Origin of the sequence: Peribacillus sp. NJ4 (assembly GCF_030348345.1) — a bacterium.
In the GTDB taxonomy this organism is placed as follows: domain Bacteria; phylum Bacillota; class Bacilli; order Bacillales; family DSM-1321; genus Peribacillus.
On the sequence record NZ_JAUCFQ010000001.1, the window covers coordinates 2,914,801 to 2,939,757 of the forward strand.

24 protein-coding genes, 1 other RNA gene and 1 pseudogene are annotated in these 24,957 nt (G+C 38.2%); 9 read left to right on the forward strand and 17 right to left on the reverse strand.

The genetic code is table 11. From position 1 onward, the window contains the following. The first annotated feature begins 179 nt into the window (after positions 1 to 179). Positions 180 to 371 carry a DUF3934 family protein gene (locus tag QUF94_RS14480; protein ID WP_289316470.1) on the forward strand — a complete coding sequence of 64 codons (192 nt, stop codon included), beginning with the start codon at positions 180 to 182 and terminating at the stop codon, positions 369 to 371. 204 nt (positions 372 to 575) lie between these two features. Here the strand turns inward: QUF94_RS14480 and QUF94_RS14485 are convergent, their stop codons facing one another. Both QUF94_RS14485 and QUF94_RS14490 read right to left on the reverse strand, forming a co-directional pair. Then, complete coding sequence (locus QUF94_RS14485; protein ID WP_289316471.1) at positions 576 to 941, reverse strand: DUF948 domain-containing protein; 366 nt, start codon at positions 939 to 941, stop codon at positions 576 to 578. A 96-nt stretch (positions 942 to 1,037) separates the two neighbouring features. After that, positions 1,038 to 1,424, reverse strand: coding sequence for a DUF948 domain-containing protein (locus QUF94_RS14490; RefSeq protein WP_289316472.1), 387 nt, complete (start codon positions 1,422 to 1,424; stop codon positions 1,038 to 1,040). A 475-nt stretch (positions 1,425 to 1,899) separates the two neighbouring features. Here QUF94_RS14490 and QUF94_RS14495 point away from each other — a divergent pair, with 475 nt between their 5' ends. Further along, positions 1,900 to 2,214 (forward strand): hypothetical protein, encoded by a 315-nt coding sequence (locus tag QUF94_RS14495; RefSeq protein WP_289316473.1) that lies wholly within the window; start codon positions 1,900 to 1,902, stop codon positions 2,212 to 2,214. Between the two features lie 106 nt (positions 2,215 to 2,320). Here the strand turns inward: QUF94_RS14495 and QUF94_RS14500 are convergent, their stop codons facing one another. Then, on the reverse strand, positions 2,321 to 2,998 hold the full coding sequence (locus tag QUF94_RS14500) for a hypothetical protein (protein ID WP_289316474.1): 678 nt from the start codon (positions 2,996 to 2,998) through the stop codon (positions 2,321 to 2,323). Between the two features lie 305 nt (positions 2,999 to 3,303). On the opposite strand from QUF94_RS14500, the gene QUF94_RS14505 reads away from it, so the two are divergent. Then, a complete protein-coding gene (locus QUF94_RS14505) occupies positions 3,304 to 3,510 on the forward strand; it encodes a YqaE/Pmp3 family membrane protein (RefSeq protein WP_289318383.1) in 207 nt (68 codons plus the stop codon). 85 nt (positions 3,511 to 3,595) lie between these two features. Here the strand turns inward: QUF94_RS14505 and QUF94_RS14510 are convergent, their stop codons facing one another. After that, complete coding sequence (locus QUF94_RS14510) at positions 3,596 to 6,166, reverse strand: helicase-related protein (protein ID WP_289316475.1); 2,571 nt, start codon at positions 6,164 to 6,166, stop codon at positions 3,596 to 3,598. Between the two features lie 600 nt (positions 6,167 to 6,766). Here QUF94_RS14510 and QUF94_RS14515 point away from each other — a divergent pair. Then, positions 6,767 to 7,726, forward strand: coding sequence for a sensor domain-containing diguanylate cyclase (locus tag QUF94_RS14515; protein WP_289316476.1), 960 nt, complete (start codon positions 6,767 to 6,769; stop codon positions 7,724 to 7,726). A 284-nt stretch (positions 7,727 to 8,010) separates the two neighbouring features. Here QUF94_RS14515 and QUF94_RS14520 read toward each other — a convergent pair whose 3' ends face one another. After that, positions 8,011 to 8,190: a hypothetical protein gene (locus QUF94_RS14520; protein WP_289316477.1), complete on the reverse strand. Its 180-nt coding sequence runs from the start codon at positions 8,188 to 8,190 to the stop codon at positions 8,011 to 8,013. Beyond that, positions 8,191 to 8,952, reverse strand: coding sequence for a type II toxin-antitoxin system SpoIISA family toxin (locus QUF94_RS14525; RefSeq protein ID WP_289316478.1), 762 nt, complete (start codon positions 8,950 to 8,952; stop codon positions 8,191 to 8,193). Positions 8,953 to 9,237: 285 nt separating this feature from the next. Between QUF94_RS14525 and QUF94_RS14530 the strand changes: the two genes are divergently transcribed. After that, positions 9,238 to 10,326 (forward strand): MBL fold metallo-hydrolase, encoded by a 1,089-nt coding sequence (locus tag QUF94_RS14530; RefSeq protein WP_289316479.1) that lies wholly within the window; start codon positions 9,238 to 9,240, stop codon positions 10,324 to 10,326. 36 nt (positions 10,327 to 10,362) lie between these two features. Here the strand turns inward: QUF94_RS14530 and QUF94_RS14535 are convergent, their stop codons facing one another. Beyond that, positions 10,363 to 11,316 carry a DMT family transporter gene (locus tag QUF94_RS14535; protein WP_289316480.1) on the reverse strand — a complete coding sequence of 318 codons (954 nt, stop codon included), beginning with the start codon at positions 11,314 to 11,316 and terminating at the stop codon, positions 10,363 to 10,365. Positions 11,317 to 11,567: 251 nt separating this feature from the next. On the opposite strand from QUF94_RS14535, the gene QUF94_RS14540 reads away from it, so the two are divergent. Next, a complete protein-coding gene (locus tag QUF94_RS14540) occupies positions 11,568 to 11,894 on the forward strand; it encodes a YnfA family protein (RefSeq protein WP_289316481.1) in 327 nt (108 codons plus the stop codon). Positions 11,895 to 12,242: 348 nt separating this feature from the next. Here the strand turns inward: QUF94_RS14540 and QUF94_RS14545 are convergent. The 4 genes and pseudogenes from QUF94_RS14545 to ssrS form a co-directional block, all read right to left on the reverse strand. Then, positions 12,243 to 12,527 (reverse strand): annotated as a pseudogene (locus QUF94_RS14545) (family 43 glycosylhydrolase); the annotation flags it as partial. 613 nt (positions 12,528 to 13,140) lie between these two features. Continuing rightward, positions 13,141 to 13,329: a hypothetical protein gene (locus QUF94_RS14550; protein ID WP_289316482.1), complete on the reverse strand. Its 189-nt coding sequence runs from the start codon at positions 13,327 to 13,329 to the stop codon at positions 13,141 to 13,143. Positions 13,330 to 13,636: 307 nt separating this feature from the next. Further along, entirely contained in the window at positions 13,637 to 15,004 is a 1,368-nt protein-coding gene (locus QUF94_RS14555) for an MFS transporter (RefSeq protein WP_289316483.1), read from the reverse strand. 319 nt (positions 15,005 to 15,323) lie between these two features. Then, positions 15,324 to 15,511, reverse strand: a non-coding RNA gene (gene ssrS, locus QUF94_RS14560) — 6S RNA. A 342-nt stretch (positions 15,512 to 15,853) separates the two neighbouring features. Between ssrS and QUF94_RS14565 the strand changes: the two genes are divergently transcribed. Next, the gene (locus tag QUF94_RS14565) at positions 15,854 to 16,060 is read left to right on the forward strand and encodes a twin-arginine translocase TatA/TatE family subunit (RefSeq protein WP_289316484.1); all 207 of its coding nucleotides are present in this window, start codon (positions 15,854 to 15,856) and stop codon (positions 16,058 to 16,060) included. Positions 16,061 to 16,402: 342 nt separating this feature from the next. Here QUF94_RS14565 and QUF94_RS14570 read toward each other — a convergent pair whose 3' ends face one another. Then, positions 16,403 to 17,701 carry a globin-coupled sensor protein gene (locus tag QUF94_RS14570; RefSeq protein WP_289316485.1) on the reverse strand — a complete coding sequence of 433 codons (1,299 nt, stop codon included), beginning with the start codon at positions 17,699 to 17,701 and terminating at the stop codon, positions 16,403 to 16,405. Positions 17,702 to 18,187: 486 nt separating this feature from the next. Further along, positions 18,188 to 19,594 (reverse strand): branched-chain amino acid transporter BcaP, encoded by a 1,407-nt coding sequence (gene bcaP, locus QUF94_RS14575; protein WP_289316486.1) that lies wholly within the window; start codon positions 19,592 to 19,594, stop codon positions 18,188 to 18,190. A gap of 545 nt (positions 19,595 to 20,139) precedes the next feature. On the opposite strand from bcaP, the gene QUF94_RS14580 reads away from it, so the two are divergent. Next, positions 20,140 to 21,201 carry a DUF3900 domain-containing protein gene (locus QUF94_RS14580; protein WP_289316487.1) on the forward strand — a complete coding sequence of 354 codons (1,062 nt, stop codon included), beginning with the start codon at positions 20,140 to 20,142 and terminating at the stop codon, positions 21,199 to 21,201. A gap of 576 nt (positions 21,202 to 21,777) precedes the next feature. Here QUF94_RS14580 and QUF94_RS14585 read toward each other — a convergent pair. Together QUF94_RS14585 and QUF94_RS14590 are read right to left on the reverse strand one after the other, a co-directional pair. After that, positions 21,778 to 21,945: a hypothetical protein gene (locus QUF94_RS14585; RefSeq protein WP_289316488.1), complete on the reverse strand. Its 168-nt coding sequence runs from the start codon at positions 21,943 to 21,945 to the stop codon at positions 21,778 to 21,780. A gap of 670 nt (positions 21,946 to 22,615) precedes the next feature. Then, positions 22,616 to 22,879: a hypothetical protein gene (locus tag QUF94_RS14590; protein ID WP_289316489.1), complete on the reverse strand. Its 264-nt coding sequence runs from the start codon at positions 22,877 to 22,879 to the stop codon at positions 22,616 to 22,618. Between the two features lie 255 nt (positions 22,880 to 23,134). Between QUF94_RS14590 and QUF94_RS14595 the strand changes: the two genes are divergently transcribed. After that, positions 23,135 to 23,362, forward strand: coding sequence for a helix-turn-helix domain-containing protein (locus QUF94_RS14595; protein ID WP_289316490.1), 228 nt, complete (start codon positions 23,135 to 23,137; stop codon positions 23,360 to 23,362). A gap of 215 nt (positions 23,363 to 23,577) precedes the next feature. Here QUF94_RS14595 and QUF94_RS14600 read toward each other — a convergent pair whose 3' ends face one another. Continuing rightward, entirely contained in the window at positions 23,578 to 23,787 is a 210-nt protein-coding gene (locus tag QUF94_RS14600; protein WP_252280902.1) for a hypothetical protein, read from the reverse strand. A 307-nt stretch (positions 23,788 to 24,094) separates the two neighbouring features. After that, positions 24,095 to 24,943: a pyridoxamine kinase gene (locus QUF94_RS14605; protein WP_289316491.1), complete on the reverse strand. Its 849-nt coding sequence runs from the start codon at positions 24,941 to 24,943 to the stop codon at positions 24,095 to 24,097. Between the last annotated feature and the right edge of the window lie 14 nt (positions 24,944 to 24,957).

Sequence of the window (24,957 nt, forward strand, 5' to 3'; positions counted from 1 at the left end):
CAATTATATACAAGTTCCATCCAGCAAATCCCTTGCTGTTGTTGGTTTGTAAGATTGGATTAAAAATTTTGAGCCTTTCCCTGTACATATCACCTTGGTTCCTGTATATTTCAACATACTTGGGTAATAATCAAGTAAAATGGTTTATACTAACCATACAATAGTAATGGAGTGATTTCATGAGTAAAGCTAAGGCTAAGAGTGGAACGGGTAAAGGTACGGGCACAGGTACGGGCAAGAAGGGCTGGAATCGTTGGAAAACGGGTGCCAACAAGAAAAAAAGCGCAAAACCATATGTAAGTAAAGGCGTCAAACATTCCAATGAATCAAAAACTTCAGGCCAACCTGCAGGTGACAAGTCCGAAAAATAATAACTTGTTCTGAATCCGAAAATTAATATTTGTTCCATATTCTCATACAGGGTGTTAAGGAATCTGTATGAGAGAGATGGGTCTAATAGATATAATATTCACGGGCGATATCCATATATGCTAAGAATGCGGCTATTATTATACATACCATCAAAAAAGACACTCCCAATCCCGGTAGTGTCTTTCACTTTTTTTATGTTCTTTTTATCTAAATTGGCTTTTGGGTTTGATAGCATTGATTTTTTTCGGGGTAAACTCTGTCCGGAAGCCGTTAGTGGCTTTTTTAACAGAGTCTGTAACTGAATGTATCGCTTCACCAACATCCTGAGCAGAATCCAATAAAGGTTCAACCGTTTTCATTTTAGTTTTTACATCGTCGGTGATTTCATTTGCGGTTTGCAACAGTTGTTTCGATTCTCCGGATAAATCGTGGATGGCATTTCTCACTTCAACCAATGTTTGATTGGCTTCTCCTATAGTGGCCATTCCTTTTTGAAGTGTACTGATCAAAAAAACGACCAACCAAATGAAGGCTAAAGCAATTGCAGCCACACTATATTGAATAATCATGTTAAAGCTCCCCCTTTAAATTTAAAAGTAGAAACGATTAATCCAAATATGTTAGTGGATCCCGGGGTGCATGTTTTTTTAAAATGACCAATAGCACTATTTGATTTTGATTTGTATGCCCTCAGCTTCTGTTTGAGTTGAAGGAGCTGTCGGAGTGGATAAATCATTTTTTTGGCGGCCATCCAAGCTGGCTTCTTTCATGGAATTGGTCACATTATGAATCATTTCCCCAACATCTTGGGCGGATTCTAGTAAAGGATCGACATTTTCCATCTTCCCTTTTACATCTGCTGTAACTTCATTCGCAGAGCGGATCAATTGTTTGGACTCCTGCGTCAATCCATGTACTGCGTTTCTAACCTCTTCCAGTGTCTTATTTGTTTCTTCGAGCGTCCCCATTCCTTTACGCAGCGTCTGGTTGACATTATATATCAAATACACGACAGCTCCGGAGACACTGGCCACACTTAATTTCATGAACATTTCATTTCTCCACTCCCTTCATTATGCATTGGTCCTTCCATTCATTCGCTAAAGTCCGTCCCTTGTCAGGTCACTTTTACAGAACCGACGAATAAGTAATTCTTTTTTCCTTCCATCATCCATCCTTCTATATCCTATAAGATGATTTATAGTAAGGATGAGACCGTATAGGGGGAGAATCATCAGTCTGTTTTCGTAAATGTCCGGATATTTGTTCTTATTTAGAACAGGCGTAGGAAGAGGTCCCTTTTTCCCCCATCATGCTTCACCCCTACTTACCCATTCTTTTTTTAATCTTTTAAAGGGTGACGATATACACATATATTCTAACGAGGTATATGTTGGAATTATAATTAATCATATTGATGTCCTCACTTACAAAAGTATTTAAAAAATGAAATTTTTTAAAATACCAAAATCATACATTGAAATCCGCCCTTTTTAGGCACACTACTATTAAAAACAGGAGGATCCCATGACACCTCGGAACGTTTCAGCTAAAAATGATTCAGAAGAGAAAGATACTCTTGCTTCACCTGATAAGGAAAGTGAACTAGGCAAACTCAACCGATTATTAGGTGCGGTCATGAGATATTTATCAGATGATGAGCAAGAAGAAATCGATATAGAATATCTTCTTGAAAACACAGAAGGGTTGCGGGATTGGTGGAGCCAATATAGGGAGCTTGATCGAAAAAGGGTCGAAGAAGAAATAAAAAATTCCCTGACAGATCTATCCCTTGAAGAACTTGAAACCATCCGTGAACAAATCCGCACAAAGGAAAAATAAAAAAATCCCTGCATGGGGATTAACTTCAGGGAATTCTTCTTTCATTTTATATACATTATTGAATATAAAGTTCATGCCGTTCATGAAGCACCAGGAACCTTCTGATTCAAATACCGTTCAATGAACTTAGTTTTAGTTGATCGATCATTGAATCCACTAATGCTTGCAATGGATTTAAAATTGCTCTTCCTGTCTGAAACTCATATCTCTTGGCTGCGTCAACCATTGATAGTTGAGCAACCGACAGCAGTTTATTTTCGTTATTAAAGTCATGCAGGAACTTCACGATTTCCTGGCTATATTTCTCACCCAATCCCTGCATAATGTATTCAAAGGTATTGTCGATGATGATAACTTGAAAATCCACACCCCCATATTTTTCAGAATGGGCATTTAAACGTTTGACTGTTCCTTCAACTGTAGCAGGGTTCGTGAATAATATGACTTGCGGCTGCTGCAATTGGCAAATCTGCTCAAAATACGGTTCATCGATTTTAATGATAGGCATGGGTAAGGATAGTTGTTCTTCGTTTAAAAAGGTGATGTAGTTCGTACAGGTTATCAGGATGGCATCCACTTTACAATTAGCAATCCATTCAACTTTTTCTTTAACCGTTTTTTGAGCATCCGAATACTTAAACTTTTTATCCGTTGCCACCCGGTGCATCATTCCTGGATCTACAAAATGAAGCCATTCAATATCAAATTTCGAGAATGCTTTTTCTATGTATTCTATATTTGTGTAGTGTGCATGCAAACAGCCTATCTTTTTTCTCATAAACATCCCGCTTCCACTTTTGGTTTTCTGATTATTCTAACATAAAAAACGGCGTTATTTTGCCCACTACCGGCCAAAACGATAATTTCTAATTCTTAGCCATCCCACTCCTGCTATAATTGGATGAAAAATATAACCTTTAAACAGAATGCCACTCGGTTGGGTATGAATCGGGACTTCAAGCATATATTTATCAAGGCGATACCAACGCAAGTATTAGTGTTTGAATATAAGGATCATCTAAATGAATATCATGTAAATAATCAAAAAGGAAATGGTCAGATGAAATTTTTAAATGGAGAGTGTTCATTATTCTATATTTAATCGCGATTATTTTCCCTCCCTTAGCCGTATTATTAGTGGGTAAACCTATTCAGGCTGTGCTTAACTTGATCCTCACACTATTTTTCTATGTTCCCGGTTTAATTCATGCCATCTTAGTGGTGCATGATAAACAAGCTGATAAACGAATGAAGCGGCAAGCAGCACTTATTGCTAAATCGAAACGAAATGACTAAGTGAATATATACAACCACTTTTAACCCAAATAACGTACACCAAAGGTGTACGTTATTTGGGTTATTTAACATCAGAAAGAATTCGTTACTTGAATCTGTGCGACTTCCTAGGCCCTTTATGGTAACATGCATCACATATCTGAAAACGTGAGTCATTCGGCAACCTTTTTCCACAGCGCTTGCATTTTTTTTGATAATTCAACATTTCATCTTTTAACTGATCATGAACGCCATCACTGATTTCTTCACGGATACGCTCCCAATAAACAGCTTCGGTCCTCTTGCCCATCCGATACAAGAATAATAAATGAAGCCCTATCGCTTTATAAGAAAGCTCCAATTCCTCCAGGTTTCTAGTCTTGATGATCGGTTCAGGAAGATCACTGCCCTCGGCAATCGCTTCGACCGTTTCCAGCCACTGCCTGATCAGACTTGGTTCCTTGGCTGAAAAAGGAATATGCAGGAAACCATATAAATCCATTAAGGAAAAACGCACTTCGATTTCAGTATCCCGTATCAGCTCGTAAAGCTCCCTTTCTTCCGATAGAGACGCCTTTTTCGTGCCTTTAGGAGGCTCGAACCTTTCCCACATTTCGAAAAATGTTCCCATGTTCCGGTAATATTTTTGAAAACGTTCAAATACAGCAGAGGTTGGGGCAATGGTGAAGGTTTGAACTGGTTCATCCATTTGTTCCAGCAACTTATTCATGATTTTAACCTCTGCTGTAAATGCTACCTTGCCAGTGTCGTAAATACCTTTTCTACCCGCCCGCCCTGCGATCTGTTTGATTTCTTGAGAAGTCAATCTTCTTCTTCGTGTCCCATCGAATTTTTCATTTTCAAGAAACACGATGCGGCGGATTGGCAAGTTCAATCCCATCCCAATCGCATCTGTGGCAACGACAACTGATGTTTCACCGCGATTGAATAACTCTATTTGCCGTTTTCTATTTTCTGGAGGCATACTGCCGTATATCATGCTGACATTATGCCCACTCTCTTTTAGACGGGACGCGGTTTCCAGTACCTGCCTTCTCGAAAAACAAATGAGGGCATCCCCTTTTTTGGTATACTTCAATCCAAATTCCCTTTGTTCTACCTCAAGCGGTATTTCCCGTCTGTATTCGTGGAGTTCTAAATCTGCCTCATTCAGAAGGTTTAGAAGCATCATTTTGATATTCTTGCTTCCGATGATATGGACCTCTTTCGCATTTGCTTGCGTGATTGCCCGAAACCACGAAAAGCCTCGATCTTTATCGGCTATCATTTGGGCTTCATCTATAACGATTACTTCATGGTAGTCCTTTTCATGAAACATTTCAACGGTGCTCGAGACATGATTGGCACCCGCAACTGCCTTTTCTTCTTCACCGGTTTTTAATGAGCAAGGAACACCATCCGCATTTAATTTATCAAACACTTCGAGGGCCAGCAGTCTTAGGGGAGCTAGATACAAACCGCTCTCCGCTTCCTTCATTTTTTGTAGGGCCTTATGAGTCTTCCCGGTATTAGTCTCTCCGATATGCAAAACATACCTAACCTTTTTCCCTAATGATGGAGTATAGGCCTTACCTATGATGTCATCAATCATCCTTTGCTCTTCAGCCCGCTTTTTTGCTTCCTCTGCCAATACTTCAGCTTTTCTTCTTTCTCTGTTCGCCTCGTCCTTTTCAAATATTTCTTCGTGCAATGTTTCATCAAAAGGTATACCTTCGAGGTTCAGTAAATCAGAAAGGTATTCTTCCTGAAGTTCATCAAAACAGGCCTGTGACAAATCAGTCAATTCATCCCGTAGTATACCTTGAAGGGCTTCAACCTTCAGTCTCTCACCATATGACTCCAAAAAATCATGATGCAGTGCTACAGGTAAATGGATCAAGTATTTTTTTGTTGCTAATTTTATAATGAAATCCGAAACTAACCTTTCATACCGGTAAAAATAATTTTCATATTCATAATGTTTTTTTCCCCAATCGAGTAACGTGTGAATATCCCCTGTCAGCTCTTCCAAAAAGTCGGTGACCATTAGGTATTCGTTAGGTTGAAATCCCCCTTCTTCAACCAATTGTTCTTCAAGCAAGTATGGATCGACATATTGGAATTTAGGCTTATTATTAAGATCCGCTGCCAAAATTCCCGCAATATGATACCTGACATGTAAATATAAAAGAAGTGAGTTTTTTTCAAAAAATGTATTGGCCTCTTCTTGTAGCCTTACGCGTATCTTCCAACGCTGCTTAGCTATCCGCTGTTCTTCTTGTCGTTTAAAGAAGTTTTCCCTCGCATTTTTATATCTCTTCTCCCAATCATCTGGATTTTCAGCAAAGGATTTTTTAATCCACGACAAGGCATCAAATGGGCGATACTTCTTTAATTCATTCCGGAACATGCTATTGATCAGCTTATGATCTGAGCCTTCCGTAACAAATCCCCTTTCGCTAAGAAACACCTTTTTTTCCTTTCTCGGCACATCGTTTGATGCTTTATTTAACCAAACATTAATCCAAATTTGCTCAATAAAAGACATCCTGTCAGATAAATATGTTGCATATGAAGGCATTGACTCTTGATTCTCCAAATAAAAATCCATATCCTGGATTATTTTTTCCTTTGTATTCTCTATAGCAATAGGATATATACTTTCTAATTTTCCCATAATAATCCCCTTTTGAATTATCCGTTATGTACTTATTCTTACCTATTATCCTCTCCAAAACATTGTTTTAAATGAGCGAGATACATTCGTTTTATCTATATAATCCATGTGTTTCGTTAATCATGATAAAGAGCAGAAATGCCAAGCTGCATGACCTCCGGACGCGCTCGGGTTAATTCCAAGTATGTACGTTTAAGGTACTCTTACCATTTCACGTACAGTATAATAGATATTAGATAGACTGATTATCGACTTTAAGAAAGTGAAGTCTATCCCGCATTCAGAAAAAATCCACGATTTAGCTATGGTCATCAGACGAATGAAAATTAATGATATTAAAAGAAAGCCGATTTTAAGGTAAAGGGCAATTTTTAACTGACTGACATTCATACTGAACCAAGAAAAATGGAAAACAGCCCATTACACGATCGGCTACTTCTCGATTACAAAGTAAAACGAATCCCACCTCTTAATTGAGTTTAGTGGAAATCCGGACGACTGTCACGGTATTCAGATTCCGCTTTCGTGTCTTTCTAGTTCAATATGAGAAATAACTTCCGGAAACCTAAAAAGACTATAGATAAAAGAGGAGCCTTTAAAATGATTCAGCAAGATATCAATTATTATAAAAATTTGGACTCAATCGCTAAAGAAGTGTTAACACTATTAGCTCAAAGCATTGATGTGAATACATTCTTCCTTTCGATATTGAATCCCATACAGAGTTTTATAATCAAATCCTTCAATAGAAATGCAAAGTTAATTTGTGAAGGTGACATCATTCCTTATAATATGGTTTATTGCAAATTAGTTGTTGAGAATGGCTTGGAACCACTCGTTATCCCGAATTTAAAGGAACATGATTTGACTAGTGGACACCCTGCGACGAGGTTTATTGGGAACGGTTGTTTTATGGGGGCCCCCCTTATAAATGAGGGTGAAATCATTGGTACATTATGTGCATTCGACATTAAACCCTATGATTTTAAAGAGTATGATCTGATACTCATTAAGTCTTTGGCAGCTTTGATTAGTCAAACCATCATTCTTGAAAATGGAATTATCAGGGATCCTTTGACAGGTCTTTATAATAGGCACTTCATCTATAATTATTTTGATTATCAAAAGGATAAACAAAACGATGAAATGGCCATTCTTTACATCGATCTTGACCATTTTAAATTTTTCAATGATTCCTTTGGTCATGATGCTGGTGACGAGGTTATTAAACAGGCAGCTGGATGTCTTTTGCAAACCGTACCCGGTGACAGTCATGTGGCTAGAATCGGTGGAGATGAATTCATTGTATTATTACATCCATCTCATTGTGAGAATTTAATGAAAAGCACACAGCAAAGCGCTGAATTATTATTGAACCATTTATCCACCATGCCCATTCAAATTAATGGAAATGATCATTTTGTATCGGCTAGCATAGGGATAAGCTTTTATCCTCATAATGGTACGGAAATGGAGTCACTTTTGACAAAAGCGGATCGTACGATGTATAAGGCTAAAGAATCTGGTCGTAAGAATATTCAGTACTACCACCCGCTATGATTTTCCGAAAATTCAAAAAAACCAGTTCTCCTTAAGAGACTGGCTTTCTTTCACCTTAAAAAAATCCAACGTTTAGCTTTCAACCTTTGCAAAAGCTTGAGCAGATCAGCATTTCCCTTATGTATCCGTTTCTCGGATGGTGAAGCGGAGGGGGCCGGGATGTTGACTCTCTCGGGTTTTTTGTTCATATTCTGAAAGACCCTTCCTATTCTTTAATTTTGAATAGTATATGCGGGTTTTCCATTAAATATCATCAGGCAAAGGAAAAACCCCTGCCCCGTTTCTTATAAAACATTTTTTAACCGGCTGAAGCGATCAGCTTTTTCTTTTTGTTTCAGGATAATGCGTTCGTTCTGTTTCATCACCTTTTTAGTATGGGGACTTAATCCTACATCGGGTATTTTCACCTGTGGTTTGATTACGGCAACTGACACTTCGCTGCCAGCTTTATCATAAATGCTCATTTATCCTTCACCACCTGGGTTATGTTTTATGACCATATCGAACATCATGATTAATAATGCTATTAATAAACAATCGACTTCTGAAACGAAGCTTTCTGATTTCACGTCAAGGATATAGGGTTCCATCAAAATGCTTACAGGCTGCAGAGCCATTTTCTCTTCATCATTATAATACGTATCTTCTCTTTCCAATGTAGCACGAATGGTACTGCCATTCAAGTTCGGATGCCCATTTATCACCAATTGCTTGTCCTGTTCCGTTTTGAAAGGAAGAATTTTCACGTCCATCCCTTCCTTTGCTGCATAAGCTTGAAGGAGAATGCTCAAATAAGCCAAGTATTCCTTATTCGTTTGATAATACTCAGGAATCCCTTCTTTCTTTAGGAGATGAAACATATTCTTGACCTTTTCCCTATTATCCGTTAAAAGTTTGTCACTTTCCGCAACAGCTCTTGTTGCATAGGACAGTTCGTTATCGCCAATTTTGGATATATACATGCTCAAGAACACAAACATATCAATCAGGATAAATACGATAGCCATAATCAAAAAATTTTTCCACTCATTAAATATACTCATCGGATAGAAATTCCAATAAATCAATGCTCCCAGTATAAAAATGACATACCAGGTTTTTCGAATCGCTTCAATCCTTTTCGTTACCTTGTCTTTATATTTCCAAGAAAGAATGACATAAGCCAATAAAGCAAAAAATACTACCCATACAAAGACTCTGAAAAACATTAACAATCGATTTATCACCCTACCCTTCATCCTGCTGCTACATTTCTTATTCCGTACTCTATATTATTCATTATATATACCTCTATTCCCTGCCTAGGGCGTGCGAAACTTAACCACTGTCGATGAGTTTTCACTTGACTCCCAAAGTGAGTTTCGAGTTAATGAATCATCGGTTCACATCTATAGACCTGAAGGGTAAATCCATATCATTTCCATTGAGGGACATCGCATTAAATAACCTTATATATTCTGTGATATGATAAGTTAACGAAAAGGTCTGATTAATACGGGAGGAACATATTCATGCTGAAAATTATTAAGATCATCATTTCTTTTTTTATATTATTGTTAATTTTCCTTAACCTCTATCCTCCGCTAGGGAGGCGGACAAACAAAGAAAAAGTGAGAAGATTCACTACAAAAGAGAATTTTGCCAAGGGTAAATTCCTCAATCAGATTCCTGCTGGTCAAGCGATGAGCCTTAAACATACTGGTTCCATTTTAAGGGATTACATAAAAGGCAATCCAAAAAGGAGGCCCGACCATCCAATCGTAATAGGAGCAAAAGAACCTGCATCATCTGTGAATTCCAATAAAATCACCTGGTTTGGTCATTCTGCATTCATGTTGGAGTTGGATGGTAAAACCATTTTAGTGGATCCAATGTTTGGAAAAGCCCCCACTCCCTTTCCTTGGTTTGGAAACAAGCGCTTTAGCGGGGAGTTGCCTATCGATTTGGATTTGCTGCCTCCTATCGATGCCGTCTTACTCTCACATGACCACTACGATCATTTGGATTATTTCTCAATAAAGAAGTTAAAAGATAAGGTCGGTCAGTTCATTGTTCCACTCGGTGTCGGTGGACATCTTGAAAGGTGGGGCGTGAAAAAAGAACTGATTCAGGAACATAATTGGTGGGATGAAGTTTCATTCAAAGAGTTGCAATTTGTTTGTACGCCTGCAAGGCATTTTTCTGGAAGAAGTTTAAGCGATGGCAATACGACACTTTGGTGTTCTTGGGTAATTAATGGCAAACAAGAAAAGGTATTTTTTAGCGGCGACAGTGGATATGGTGGCCACTTTAAAGAAATCGGCGAAAAATACGGTCCTTTTGATTTAACTTTAATGGAATGCGGCCAATATGATGAGCGTTGGTCAACCATCCATATGATGCCTGAAGAAACTGTTCAAGCACACATCGATGTAGAAGGAAAACTGATGATCCCCATTCATTGGGCAGGTTTCACATTGTCTTTTCATGACTGGACAGACCCGATAGAACGGGTAACAAAAGCGGCCAATGATCATGCCGTACAGGTCTGCACACCTCAACTAGGCGAGCCAGTAATGATTGGGACAGCAGATTTCCCTCAAACAAAATGGTGGAAATAAAAATGGTCCTTCCCGAATGGGATGGACCATTTTTATTCATTTCGCACTTTGTCCCCCTTTATATTCAAGATTCACTTTTATCGAATGCTCTTTCTTCCCGCCAAAATAATTCGTGCCTATTACACCTAAAATGATTAGTATCGACCCCAATATATCGTAGATCGTAATCTTTTCATCAAGAATGAGAGCTCCTGCAGCAATCGTGACAACTGTGGAAAGATTTGCAAATACGCTCATTTGGGACGCTTTGATCTTTGATAAAATCGTATTGGATAATAACGAAGTGACCAATGAAGCCAATATTCCCAGATACAAAATGGAACTGATGAATTCCATACTCGACCATGGTGTAAAAAATCCCGGCATCGTTCCTTGTTTTAGATGGGTGAAAAGTGCGGCCACGTTAAAAATGACAAATCCTGTTCCCATCATGAAAAAGGACATTTCACCAGGTGTAAAATCCTTGGCAAGTGAACGGGTCATCGTTGTATAACATGCGGTTACAATACAGGATAGCAAGATCAACACCATCCCAAGCATGTCAGAAAAATTGATCGTACTCCCTTTCACCACGAAAATAAAAATGACCCCAATTACAGACAAGATAATCGAAAGCTTTTGATATAAAGATGTTTTCTCCTTCAGGAAATATCCAGCTATCATCAATGTTAGAATTGGAGTGACTGCAGATAGAATTCCAGCATCTGTGGATTGTGAATACTTAAGTCCGAAAGTTTGAAAGGCAAAGAAAAGAGTTGGGAATAACAAGGATAGCGGGACCAGATTTTTAACCGACTCCCAGGAATAGTTCACTTTAATGACTTTAACGGCGACAAGGAATAAAATGATGACGAAAGAAACGGTGAATCGGAACGCCAAAGTATCAAGCGGATTCGATTCTGCAATGGCCATTTTGGTGAATAAGAAAGATAGGCCGACAATACTTGCATGAAAGATGGCTAACATGTATGCAAAAGTTCGGGATTTCATGGATGCAACTCCTTAACTAGATTACTATATTTCCTTTTTAGGTATAGTACCCTTTGCATCTGTATTGCAACCCAAGTTAGAGTTAAAAGATAAAGTTGGCATAAATTCCTCCTTTGAATTAAAATGCTGCAGTTAACGTTCATGCGGTTTTCACTTTTTTTCAAAAGATATAGATTAAGAACACCGTTAAGTATGATCATGTACAGTTTCAAATATGGTAAAATTTCAACGAGGAAGCGAGGTATACATATATGTTAGTTACTACAGTAATATTCCTTATGGCAGGACTGGCGGAAATTGGTGGTGGCTACCTTATTTGGCTTTGGTTAAGGGAGGGTAAATCCATTTATCTTGGTTTAGCCGGAGGTTTCGGGTTGGTATTATACGGTATCATTGCAACTTTCCAAACGTTCCCTACTTTTGGACGTGTATATGCTGCATATGGCGGGGTTTTCATTGTTTTATCGGTTTTATGGGGTTGGGGCATTGATAAGAAAACTCCTGATTTATATGATTGGATTGGAGCAGTAATCTGTTTAGCTGGGGTTTCAATCATGTTATGGGGACCTAGACAGTAAAAAAATTAAAGGGCCTTATGCCCTTTAATCAGACTGTATACAAACTCAAAGAAAAGCGAGTTAGCCTGCAGTTTTTTTAATTTAAAAAACGTTCCAGCTTTTCAGAACCCCGTTCCCTTTCCGCCTCCTGTCTGCCAAGCGTCTGGGTGTCTCTGCTAGCCGGTTTTTCTTGCAGGAGTGTCGTAAATGCTTCAATCCTGTGCCGTATAAAACAGAAAAAAATCAGGGGAGTATAACCAAGTCTTGTTTTAAAATCATGAAATGGAATGAGACCATCCTGAACCTATTTTTGAATATTCAGACTACAGACCACGAACTCTCCTAATTCCGGCAACATCACCTTACATGCTAGTATGTTGACCACCCTTGGGAATCCCAGTTTAAATTGTTGATTAACAGATTGGGTGTACCATTTGCTAAAGCATCATAGGCATGTCTGACTATAATATCATTATTTAGAATGTCCGAATGTCCAGGGCCCCTCCATCTGTCGTTCCCTGCATCAAAAATGGTCCCTCCGCCATACATCATATTCATTCCATTTTTATCATAGTACGGACCAGTTATGCTTGTCGATCTGCCAACAGCCATTTTATACGTGCTGTTGACTCCCTGGCAACAATTATCAAAGGTTTCCCATTATTGACAAGTTTGCTGTCACTCGGGACATACAATTTTCCCCCTCCGAATTCCGATGGTCATACTATTAAACTAAGGATTGCACCCTTTTTGATACGCCAAAAAAGACCTCTTATCAAAAGAGGGCTCAGTTTGTAGACAAAAGGGGTTCAGAACTTGAGGTGATGAGGATGCTTTTTAAACATGATTCCTTGATACGCTCGTGTTTCCTTTCGAACCAGCAGCTATCATTAAGAGGCTATAGAAAATCTTTTCGAACAGGTCTGTATCTTTCAAGCGTCGCTTAAAATGACTGTAGGAGAAAGCGGTCCTGAAAACGCATCTTCATCAAGTGATGTACCCAAAACAACTGATTCAAAGCAACATGTTCAACTCCTCCGCAGGTAGGGTTTCTATCTAAAAGTTGATTGGAGAGAAAGGTGCGAGACTCCTGCGGGCACAAGCCAAGGAGGTACCCGGACCGCCAGCGAAAAGCGAGTGCCTTGCGTTCCAATCAACGTTCAAATTGTACAAGCCATAAAAAAAACTGTAGTCAAACTCGGTTTTCATCGAGTTTGACTACAGTCTGAGCCCTCTTATCATAAGAGGGCTTTTACCTAAAATAGGATCAAGCTTCCAAGGCTTCTTTACGCTTTCTTTCCTTTGATTCAGTTATTAGATCATAACCAAGATAAAGGATGATGGCTCCGCCTAATAATTTTATATATAACGGAACGTCCGCTACAAAGAAATAAATCATAGAAAATAATGTCCCTATAATGCATAACCAAAAAATAATATGTTTTAAAAATTTCAAAGTAATGACTCCTCTCAAAAGATGAGGTAATTTCTAGTTCGCTCCACTTTAAGGAGGAATTAATTATCCGTACCATCATTCTAACATTTATTCTTTATATAATGGAGTGAATCGTATTGCGAAATTATGAACATTTATGGGTTATCCAAATTTATATCCTTACAATCGATTTCTTCTAGCGCAGGACAAATGCCAGGACTTGTCAATTTGCATAATTTTGATAGGAACCATGACTCCGCTAACAGAAGGTAATTATACATAAAATGACAGCTAGGTATCCCTTCACTGGCATTTCATGCATTTGATTTTACATGATATTCAATTTATTGGACTCTACCGCCATTTCTTCAGTTTCTTCCTTATGATCATTTTTGTAATAAGCCATTTTCACTGGAACGAATGATAAAGCTACCGCGGCAATAAGACCCGGAATGGCGAAGGCAATGAAATTCAATTGGATGGGTAGCGAGATGGATAATAAGAATCCGCCAAGTATGGGGCCAAGCATACCGCCGATCCTTCCGATTCCAGATGCCACTCCTAGTGCAGTCGATCTAATATTTGGTGGATAGTACTGAGAAACATAGGCTTGTACTAGGTTTTGGGCACCGATGGTACAGGCCCCTGCAATCGCTACCAATGTATAAATCACGAAGGAACTTCCACCCATTCCCAAAAGCGTCAAACTGACTGCCCCAAGCGCATACATCGGCACAAGCATTTTCTTGGATCCATAACGATCACAAAGTTTAGCGATGATAAGCGTGCCTATGATAGCTCCCCCTTGAAGAACGATCAAGAAACCTAAGCTTGAATTCAGCGCATACCCTGCCTCGATCATTAGCTTTGGAAGCCATGTATTCAATCCATAGACCATCAATAGGCACATGAAAAAGGCGATCCAGAACATCAACGTGCTCAGGGCACGGGAATCCTTAAACAATCCAACAATCGGCATATTTGTATCCGTTTTTTTCACATCTACAATCTCGTCCTTGATGTCGAATTCACTCTCTGGACTGACCCTGGATAATATCCTGATTAACTCCTCTTTTCTGTTAACTCTAATCAGATGCGTCGAAGCCTCTGGTAAACGTTTCATCATGAAGGGTAAAAATAACAATGGTATTCCTCCAAACCAGAATATTGATTCCCAACCTAATGTCGGCATAACCAGGATACCCAGTATCGGTGCAAGCATCCCTCCGAATGAATAACCGCACAAAACAATCGAAACGACCATGCTCCGCATCCTTTTCGGTGCATAATCCGTCAATAAGGCAATGACGTTCGGCATGATGCCCCCAAGACCTAATCCCGCTAAAAATCGGAAAGTCGAAAACATTGTAGGAGTATTCGCAAATCCACATAAAAGCGTAAACAAACTAAATAAAATCAGTGTAATCGCTATTACGTTTTTTCTGCCAATCCGATCTGCTAATGTACCAAAGAAGATGGCCCCGAACAACATTCCAAATAGACCGTAGCTGCCCATAGCCCCAGCTTCCACGGAAGTAAGGTTCCACTCCTCCGTCAATAGCGGGACGACCGTTCCGTAAACGACAAGGTCATAGCCGTCAAAAAGGATAATGATAAAACACCATGCCAGCAATCCAAAATGAAAGCGGTTGAACTTACTGTTGCTAATTACCTCGGTCGTATTAATTCTTGCCATAAAATTTTCTCCTCTCCTGGTGACTACAATAATTCTCTCAAAATGACAGCGCTTACGTAATCCTTTAAAAAAAATATCGATACACCCATATTTTATACAAATAGTGAACTGAGTTATCTAATTATTATTATAATGGCTAATTATCTGATATTTCAATAAAAACTTTCATAATAATTAAAGCTTTAAAATGATCCAAGACAATACAAGGGATATATGTTTTCTGAAATGTCCTTAAATGCAACTAGCTATAACGTATCTGGACATACGTATAAACAACAAAAAACCAGTCCCTTAACGGAACTGGTTTCTAATTTAAAAAAGGTAAGCCGCCATTGCCGTATTCAAGTAAGAAAGTTTTAAACCACCACTCCTCAAAGTGGGTGTTTGCAGAAACAATCCTGTTGTCCAAGTCAGTGACGAGGCATAACATTCCTGTTTCGATGTAAAACTCCCTATTACAGCTTAAAGGTTAAAACTTAATTATCATTACGAACAACGCAGCTTGTATAATTATAATACCTAAATATCATCAATCTTGCAAGTTTAATAATCCCAAGCACCCAAAAAATTATCATGTTACATGATAATTCGATCGAAATTAGTTACATGATCAAACGGCAGAACCAAAGCGACATGTACTTACTCCCCCCTTTATTGGGTTTCCTAAGCTGGGTAAGATATATTTTTAGAAATATTGTGCAAGATAAAATTAGGACAGAATAGCAAGTGTTTATCTTACGGATGTCTAGTTTCGGATGTTGAACCTGACAATAAATACTAAATAACCTTTGCAAATACTTGACAGGAGTCTATAATATTAACTAACAGATTTGATTGGAGTGACTAGTTATGCTTTCAAATATTGGTTTTCCCGGCTTAATTTTAATCCTTCTTTTAGCTTTAGTTGTTTTTGGACCGAATAAGCTTCCTCAAATCGGACGGGCCGTCGGCACCTCGCTTAGGGAGTTTAAGGATGCAACCAAGGGAATAACGGAAGAAATACAAGAGGAATTCAAGGAAGACGTACAAGCTGCAAGGAAAGAATCGATAAAATGAAAAATGAAAAAGACGCCTGCACGCAGCAGGCGTCTTTGATGCGTTTGAGGCGCAGAACCGTCAGGCCACATCCCGACGTTTAGCTAAAAGCTTGTTCTTCGACTTACACAAATTAGCTCATCGCTTTATTAATATAACATTAATTCTATTTTATTTCAAGAGATTTATTAAACGGCCTCCCTTGGAATTGAATGTTGATCCATATTCTATAAACGTTTGTTCTTATCCTATAAACCGCTTTGAGGTTTTTATTAATATATTCTATCGAGTTGTTTATTAAAATACAAAAAATCACATAATCCCCCTTTAAGCCCGTTCTTCAAAACAAATCCTTGAACTTCATTACAAGTTCATCGTCATTTGGGTCAATTGATCCGATGAAACGGCAACTTGATTGAACGCTTCATTAATTTCATCGAATATATCATTCAGTTCTGTCATTTCCTTGGTGATTTTAATATTTTGCTCTTTTACTGAAAGCATGGCCTTTGCTATATCGGTAAAAAATATGCCCGTTTCTTTTCCTTGCTTCGTGCCTTTAGTAATCTCCCCGCTAACCATGGAAATTGAAGTATTCATTACATTGGTAAAATGAGCAATGCCACTAACCAGCTTCACTACTTCCGAAACTGATTGCTTGGTATTTTCCGAAAGCTTCCTTACTTCACCGGCAACAACCGCAAATCCCTTGCCATTATCACCCGCTCTTGCCGCTTCAATCGCTGCGTTCAATGCCAACAAATTCGTTTGTTCGGCAATAGAAGTGATAATCGTGACAATTCGTTCAATTTCCTTTGATGTATTGGATAGCTGTTCCATATCTTTTGAGATGATCGTCATTTGATCCTGTGTTTTTATCAACCTTTTCTCTAACCCATGTAACATTTCTACACCTTCATTCGATTTCCCCTCTGCATGTATCGCAATCTCTGACCCCTTTTGAGTGAAATCATGGATTTCGATTACCTTATTTGCCATTAATTGCGTTGCTGAACTTGTCTCTTCACTGATTGCTGCCAATTCTTCGGCATTTTGATTGACCTGTAGTTTAATCATTTCTTTTTCTTCAAGGCTTTGTTGACGAATCTTCTCATTTTCAAGTTCATATGCCTCTAAAACTATTTGCTGCTCTAAATTAAAAATTTTAGTGACTGCCAGAATGTTATCCTGATATTGCTCTATATTCTTTATATTGGCCATCACATGAATGATTATTGATTGCAGTAAATCTTGAAAAGCACTCATATACCATTTTGGCTGCAGTCCAATTCGCACATGTACCTGTGCGATAACATAACGCTGTTTAATGTAAGCATCATCAATGGTACCGCTAAACATTTCGAACATATGACGATGCAGTGTCTTTTTCAACCTATCGATAGAACTATTGGCCGAAATGATTTTCAATAAAGAGGATTCATTTTCTAGACTTTTATAAAAATTTTCAACAATTTGGGTCAGATGTTCTTTCACTTCTTCTTGTAAAGAACGAATGATGCATAAATCCCCGATCGTCAAATGAATCATCTCCACTTGTGTCAATACGCTCGGATACTCCCTGATATTGATACCGACTTGTTCCTTAAATTGCAAATAGTCTATTGAATCTATCTTTTGTTTATTTCGCCATAAACTTTTCATGATGAATCGCCCTCCAATTTTTTCTACCCATATATACTATTTCGACATAAAGCCTGTTAATCTTTAACTAATTTGATAATTTCCCCTCTAAACAAGCTAATATCACACAAGACTTATGAACTATATGGACCAAAACAAAAAAACACTCCAGAGAGTGTCTCAGCCTGTAGACAAATTAGAGAAGAGCCAGTTTACCTACAATTTTTTCTTTAAAAAAAGTTCCAGTTGATTTCAGAAATTCGCTCCCTTTCCGTCGACTGTCAGCCAAGACTCCTCGCCGCAAGGGTCTGTGGGGTCTCGCCTAGCCAGTTATTCGGCAGGAGTGTCGCAAATTTCTTCAATCTAGAGGGTCTAATCCGAATAAACAAGTAAAAAAACATGAAGGATAATCAAGTTTTCATTTAAAATCATGGTTCGGGGTGAGAGCATTCCGAACCTCCTTTTGTCGTCTGACTGAGACACTACAGAGAGTTTCTTTTTCAATGATTATTTTTCCTGCTGGTTAAGGTTGGAATGTTTACGGGAATAAGTGAAGTAAATAACGACTCCGATAGCCATCCAAATCAAGAACCTTATCCATGTATGACTTCCCAATTGAATCATCAAGAATACGCAAAAAACGATTGCTAAGCCCGGAACGAGCGGTACAGCCGGACAATAAAAAGCACGTTTCATATCCGGTCTTGTTTTCCGTAAAACGATGACCGCTACGGAAATCATCGTAAACGCAGTCAATGTTCCAATGTTGACCAACTCAGCCAATTCACCAAGCGGTATGAATGCTCCCAGTAAGGCCGCTATCAAACCAAACATCCATGAAGCAGCATATGGTGTTTTATATTTCTTATGAAGTCTTGATAAGGATTTAGGCATCAGCCCATCACGTGACATCGCAAACATTATCCTGGTTTGGCCATATAACATCACCAAAATAACCGTTGTCATTCCTAGGAACGCACCTAGATCAATGATCCCTGCAACCCAATTTTGTCCTGCGCTTTGCAAGACCAAAGAAATCGGGTGATCGAGAGCCGTGCTGAATTGTGCATACGGTACCACACCTGTCATTATTAAACTCACGACCATGTATAGCACAACACAAATGACAAGTGAACCGAGTATTCCACGTGGTAAATTCTTTCCTGGATTTCTTGTTTCTTCAGCAGCAGAAGCAACCGCATCAAAGCCGATGAAGGCAAAGAACATTAATGCGGCAGTTGAAAATACCCCATCGATTCCAAATGGCATGAATGGCTGCCAGTTTTCCGGTTTCACATAATAAATAGAAGAAACGATGAACAGCAAGACTACCAACACTTTTATGACGACCATTATGTTATTGATCCTAGTCGTTTGTTTCGTGCCTCTGGAGATCAATAAAGTAATCGCCATTACTATCAAAAAGGCTGGCAAATTCATATAAGTAGTGACACCATCAACCGAACCCGGTGCTGCCGTGAATTTCTCTGGAAAGTTAATCCCGAATCCACTTAAAAATGATTGGAAATAGCCTGACCAGCCGGCCGATACGGCACTAACGGCCAATAAGTATTCAAGGATTAAATCCCAGCCGATTATCCAAGCGGCAAATTCACCTAGAGTTGCATAAGCATACGTATAAGTCGAACCGGAAACCGGTACGGAAGCTGCAAATTCTGCATATGAGAGTGCAGCGAATAAACAGGCAAGACCTGCAATGACGAACGATAATGAAAGTGCAGGACCAGCATTTACAGCACCAGTACCTGTTAATACAAATATGCCTGTACCAATGATCGCTCCAATTCCAAGCATCGTTAAATCCCAAGCGCCTAGTTCCCTTTTCAATCCCTTACCGCTGGAACTTGCGTTTATCAATAAGTCCTCAATGGACTTCTTTCTAAAAATACTCATGCTATCTCCTCCATAAATTTTAAAAACTATTCTGAAAATTGCAGACGAATAAATTAACTTGCTATTTATATCGGAGAAATTTCGACAAATTCCTACAATGCCTGAATTATCTGACTTTCAAATTATACGTATTAACACTTCCATCGTCAATGGATTATTATTGTAAAATTCTGTTTTTGATCCTTCTGCAGAATGCAAGTATTAGCATTAAACAGAATTATCCTTCATTATCCATACATTCAGTTGTCACCTTTGTAGTTCATCCTGTTTTTTAGATCACCGTTCATTATCTTAGTATCATCAATAGCAAAATGTTGGAGTGTTCCCTGTAATCCTGTATTTTAGTCTTATTGAGTTTTAACATTATTTATCCTAGATGGATTTAACATTCATTTTTCCATATGTATTATTATGAAATAATACACCAATATTATTCTGATCATTCACGCACCAATAGTTTGACGGAATCAAAGTACATCTCTATACTTATTAAGTCTTAAAAAAAGTACGGGAATCATGCTTAATAATTGAAGAAGGTGACATTCATGGATTTTACGATTACCTATCTGTCTTTTTATTTAATCCAAGTCGATGGAAAAGGCGATCAGGCTGATAAGCGTTTTAAACATTTTCAAACTCTTGATACCCAGGAATATGAAGAAAGTCCTTTAAAGGATTTTTTGGATGGGGAATTGATGAAGATTTCCAAACGAAAAGTGGACCGTCATCCAAAAACTGAACAAATACCGACGAAAATCGGTTCTTTTATTGTCGAAGAAGGACATGCACTGGATTCCAACCCTAATTACAATGTATTTAACCGTGTTCGATATGCTAAAACGAAAGAAGAATTCCAAGAGGAAAATGAACAATTCACGCGGTCATATATTGATACTAGTGCCGTCCGCGGCGGTGTCTTCATAATCGCATCGGCTAAATTATCGAAATATCTCGATGAACCATTCGTTTTCTTATTAAAATGTGATTTCGAGCCAAAGGTTGCTTCCATTTCGGATGAACGGACCCTGATCAGACACGTTGAAATGGCCATCACCACCAAAAATATGAAATCCATTCAATATCCCTACATGCCCGAAGAAGGTATGGTCGAAGAAGGCGAACTGAAAATCCACCAGGCTTCACATGCTCGCTACTTCGAGGACTTCTTGAAATTCGTCGAATATGGAGAATCGATGCCTGAAATCATGAAGAACCAGGTCATCCACATGGTCCATGAGCATGTATCCGCTCAATTCGAAGAAAACAGTGACGAACTGCAGAAATTCGAACAGGACCTGGAAATCTGGGAAACCAGCGATAAAAGGGAAATCCAAGAACGCCTTGAAACCCACCAAGTCGTCGAAGCCACAGCCCAGATTGTCGAGCATACACCTGAGGCCGAACTGCGCATGAAGCTAGGCAGTACATCCATCAAAGGACTTCTAGCCGATTTCGGCGACAGCATCCATTTAGGGAAGATTAATGGGAAGTATGTATTGATGATAGAATCCAATACAATAGAATTCGATAAAGGTGTTTCGCCGATTGAATTTCATAGGCCGGATGATTTACAAGTACTAATTGAAAAAATCATAAATAAAAGTTAAGAAATAGTCCGAGTCACACAAAAATTTGATGTTTTGTGACTCGGAACGTGACTCTAGTGTCACAAAATACCTGTGTTATATCCCGATTATGGCGGTCTTTGTGACTGCCTTTTTTATTTTTCTTCTATTATTAAAAGGTATCTCGTTTGACGGGGCAGCCCCCCGAATCAGCACTTTCTTTGTATTCAAATTGACTTGCACCTAATAACCCTACAATGGATGCTACTACTGCAATAATAAGTAACTTTTTTATGTTTACACCTACCCAAAAAAAGTATTTTAGACATTTTTGTTAATCATTAAATACTCTTTCGAGAACATAAAAAAGACACTCAATAAAAAAGTGTCTTGTCTTTTTAAAAGGTTTTCACTTTGTAAGCAGTTTAATTGAAAAAGGAAATTGTTAAACGGATAGGAAAAAGGTAAAAAAAGGGAATAAAAATTGGAGCCTTTAGCAAAATACGATTAATCTAATCACTTGATTCCCGATCACTCAATAACCCGGGCACACACTCGGATTAGGCGGCCATCCGCACCAGGCTTTTAGAACGTGTGGCGGTGGTGTAGTCGCGAATCTTAGAACAAAGTGATACCCATTCTGGTGCCTTCCGTGACTCCCCATGTATACTCGATCTCCACCAGGACGAATAGTATATATGGTTCCAGGGCATCTTCCCTTACTAGTAAATCCGTTATAAAACAAACCATCACAACCCGTACAAAATTCCCAATAAGGTTGTTCATTTGAGTAAAGCTGAGGGGCATCGTGCTTTAGAACAAAATGATATGCTTGTTCGTGGCGCTCATGTTTACCGCCTTTGGGGCAGTTCCCCCCTTTATATCCGTTAAAAAACATCACATGACACTTTACGCAGAACTCCCATTGAGTTTGAACATATTGGTTACCAGGGATACTATGATATAGCAGGTAATTGTATCCCATTCCTGTTTGTGGTTGTTTGTGGTCACCTCCGGCAGGGCACTTTCCTTTATATTCGTATCCGTTATAAAACAACCCGTAACATTTTTCACAAAAAGCCCAGTCACCTTGATCAGCCAAAATTGCTCTCCCCCTTAACAAGTTGATTAGACATCGTACACCAATATATGTTTTCATTTTATGTTTTGTATATCACTTTATTCCGTTAGTTCTATTCGTTACCCTGGTATCCATATGTTGATACGTAGCACTAGAGACCTGCTGGTCGTCTATTTCAACATAAATCGGACGTGCCCCGAGTTCTTAAATCGCTGCAACTAGTGAAGGATTGGTGAAGGTCCCTACTTTCCGGTAACCAACGTCAATCTCATCAATAAGGTTAGCGCTGCGTTTCTGTAAAAATACATAGCATGTAAGAATGCTCCGGTAGCAAAGATTGGTTATTAGAGAGTATTGTTTTCATAATTCGACCCTTCAGATAATTACCCGGTATTCACAAATGTAGTCAAATGGAGACTCTTCAGGAAATTGTTCTTCGTGCCATTTAACAACACCTTCAGCAGTTTCAATGTTGTATGTAAAGTACTCACCTGAAGCTGTTAAGTAATCATGCAGATTTTCTATTGAAGCAAGTTGATATTGGAATCCTGCTTGCATTTCTTCTTCAAAAACGATCCATTGTGCGGCATTATCGATTGATACGAATACTTTTGTAGCTTCGATTGTTTGATTTGTCATTTTAAACATCCCCTTAAAATTCGATTTTTGTCAGGTTCACATTAAACCTGACACTGACTTATGTAGAGGACTCGAAGTTTAAGTCCCAGTCCTGTTGTCTCCTACACTGACCACATTTCGTAGTCGTTAACTAAAGTATAAATCGACTACGTTTATTTGTCAACAACATTCCGTAGTTTATATTACTACTTTCTGTAGTCAATCTTTTTCTATGTGATATAATTGATTTATGTAGAATGAAAAGGTGGGTTATTCATGGGGATCAGAGTTAAGTCCAATTTAAAAAAGATTCTTGATGAACGAAATATATCTATAAGACAGTTAGCTTTCATGACTGATTTGAAATTTGAGACTTTAAGAAGACTATATAATGACGATACAAAACAGTACCAAAGGGATACAATTGGAAGGATTTGCGAAGTTTTAGACATAAATATTCACGATATATTGATATTAATTAAAGAAGAAAACCACCAATCTTAAATGACTGGTGGTTTTTTGTATAATATGGAAATTTATTGTAAATGATATTATTATCACTAGCTTTTCTTTTTCATTATTCTCCCCTTAACTGAGCTAAGGTTTATTCCTTAGCTTTTTTTGTTTTTATTTCCTGTTCATTTGTGTAATATTTGGGTTATTAAGAAATACTACCGTTCCTTCTGGGATAACTTTTTTTGGTGGCTTCTTATTTTCTTTCATTTTGATTTCTCATCCAGAAAAGGTTTATCGTCAAGTTTACCTTTTTTTAATAAATCAAAATATAACTTAGTGAATGCTTTACCCATTAATTCCATATTAGGCTTATTTTCGAATGTAATTTTACAGGGTGGTCTATCTTCTTTATTTGTTTTTGCTCTCCAGGGAATTTTTGCATTTTTTAATTCTAAGCAACCTAATTGACGCATTTTCTTTATTATTTCTGATCTATCCTTATCAGGAAATAGAGCTTCTAATTCCTCGATTGTAGATAATATTGTTTTTTCTTCAAGTAATTTTTCTTCATCTTTGTAAAGGTCTATGGAAGTTAAATATTTTCAAACTTTAACGAACATAAATACTGGCTGTTGTGAGGTAAATAGAAAGTTTCCTTATTATTTAAGTGGTTTTTTACAATACTCGGCAAAATATAAGTACTATTTGATTTATACAAAAAGCTCGGTTAGTCAAAAAGCCGAGCTTTTGTTACTCTATTTTTTCCATTTTTTAAAGCATTCATAATAACATTCGTAAATATTTTTCGAAGTTAACTCCTTCTACTTTAGGAATTTGCTCCAAGGAGGAATCATTGATAGCCTCTGTCAGGAATGCCACTGCGAGCTGTACGGATTTTTCTAGGTTCTCTCCACGCATCATGCTTCCCATAATCACAGATGCAAATAAATCACCAGTACCTGAATAGCTTTCACCGTTATACTGCGTCGCACTATAAAAGGTTCTACTTCCGTCCAAATACATATTTCCGATAAACTGCTTCTCTGAATCTGCTGACTGTGGATTCATTCCAGTGATGATAACCTGAGCTCCCGTTTCTTGCTGCAACATATTCCCTGCTTCTTCTATCGCTTTAATATAGTCCTCTTCGTTTGAATAGCTATGCAGCTTTTCATAAGACAATCCGGTTAATAAACAGCACTCTGTAACATTTGGTGTAATGACATCTGCACGCTTCACCAGTTCTCTCATAAGTACCAGTAATTCATCGGTAAAAAGTTTATAGACTTCTCCTATATCCCCCATTACTGGATCAACAAGTAAAATGGTTTCTTTTGTATAAAATTTATCTAAAAAATGGAAAATATTATTAATTTGCTCTTCACCAGTAACGAAGCCGGTATAGATTCCATCAAAGGTTACATTAAGCTTGCTCCATTCTTCTATGAAGTATTTCATTTTGGATGTAAAATCTTCACAAAAAAAACTTGGATATCCGGTTTGCGCAGTCAATATGGCCGTTGGTAAAGGGCATGCCTGCACGCCCATGACCGAAAGAACCGGAATTGCAGCTGTTAATGAACATTTTCCAAAAGATGATAAATCCTGTAGTACAGCAACTTTTTTCATAATAACCTCCATAT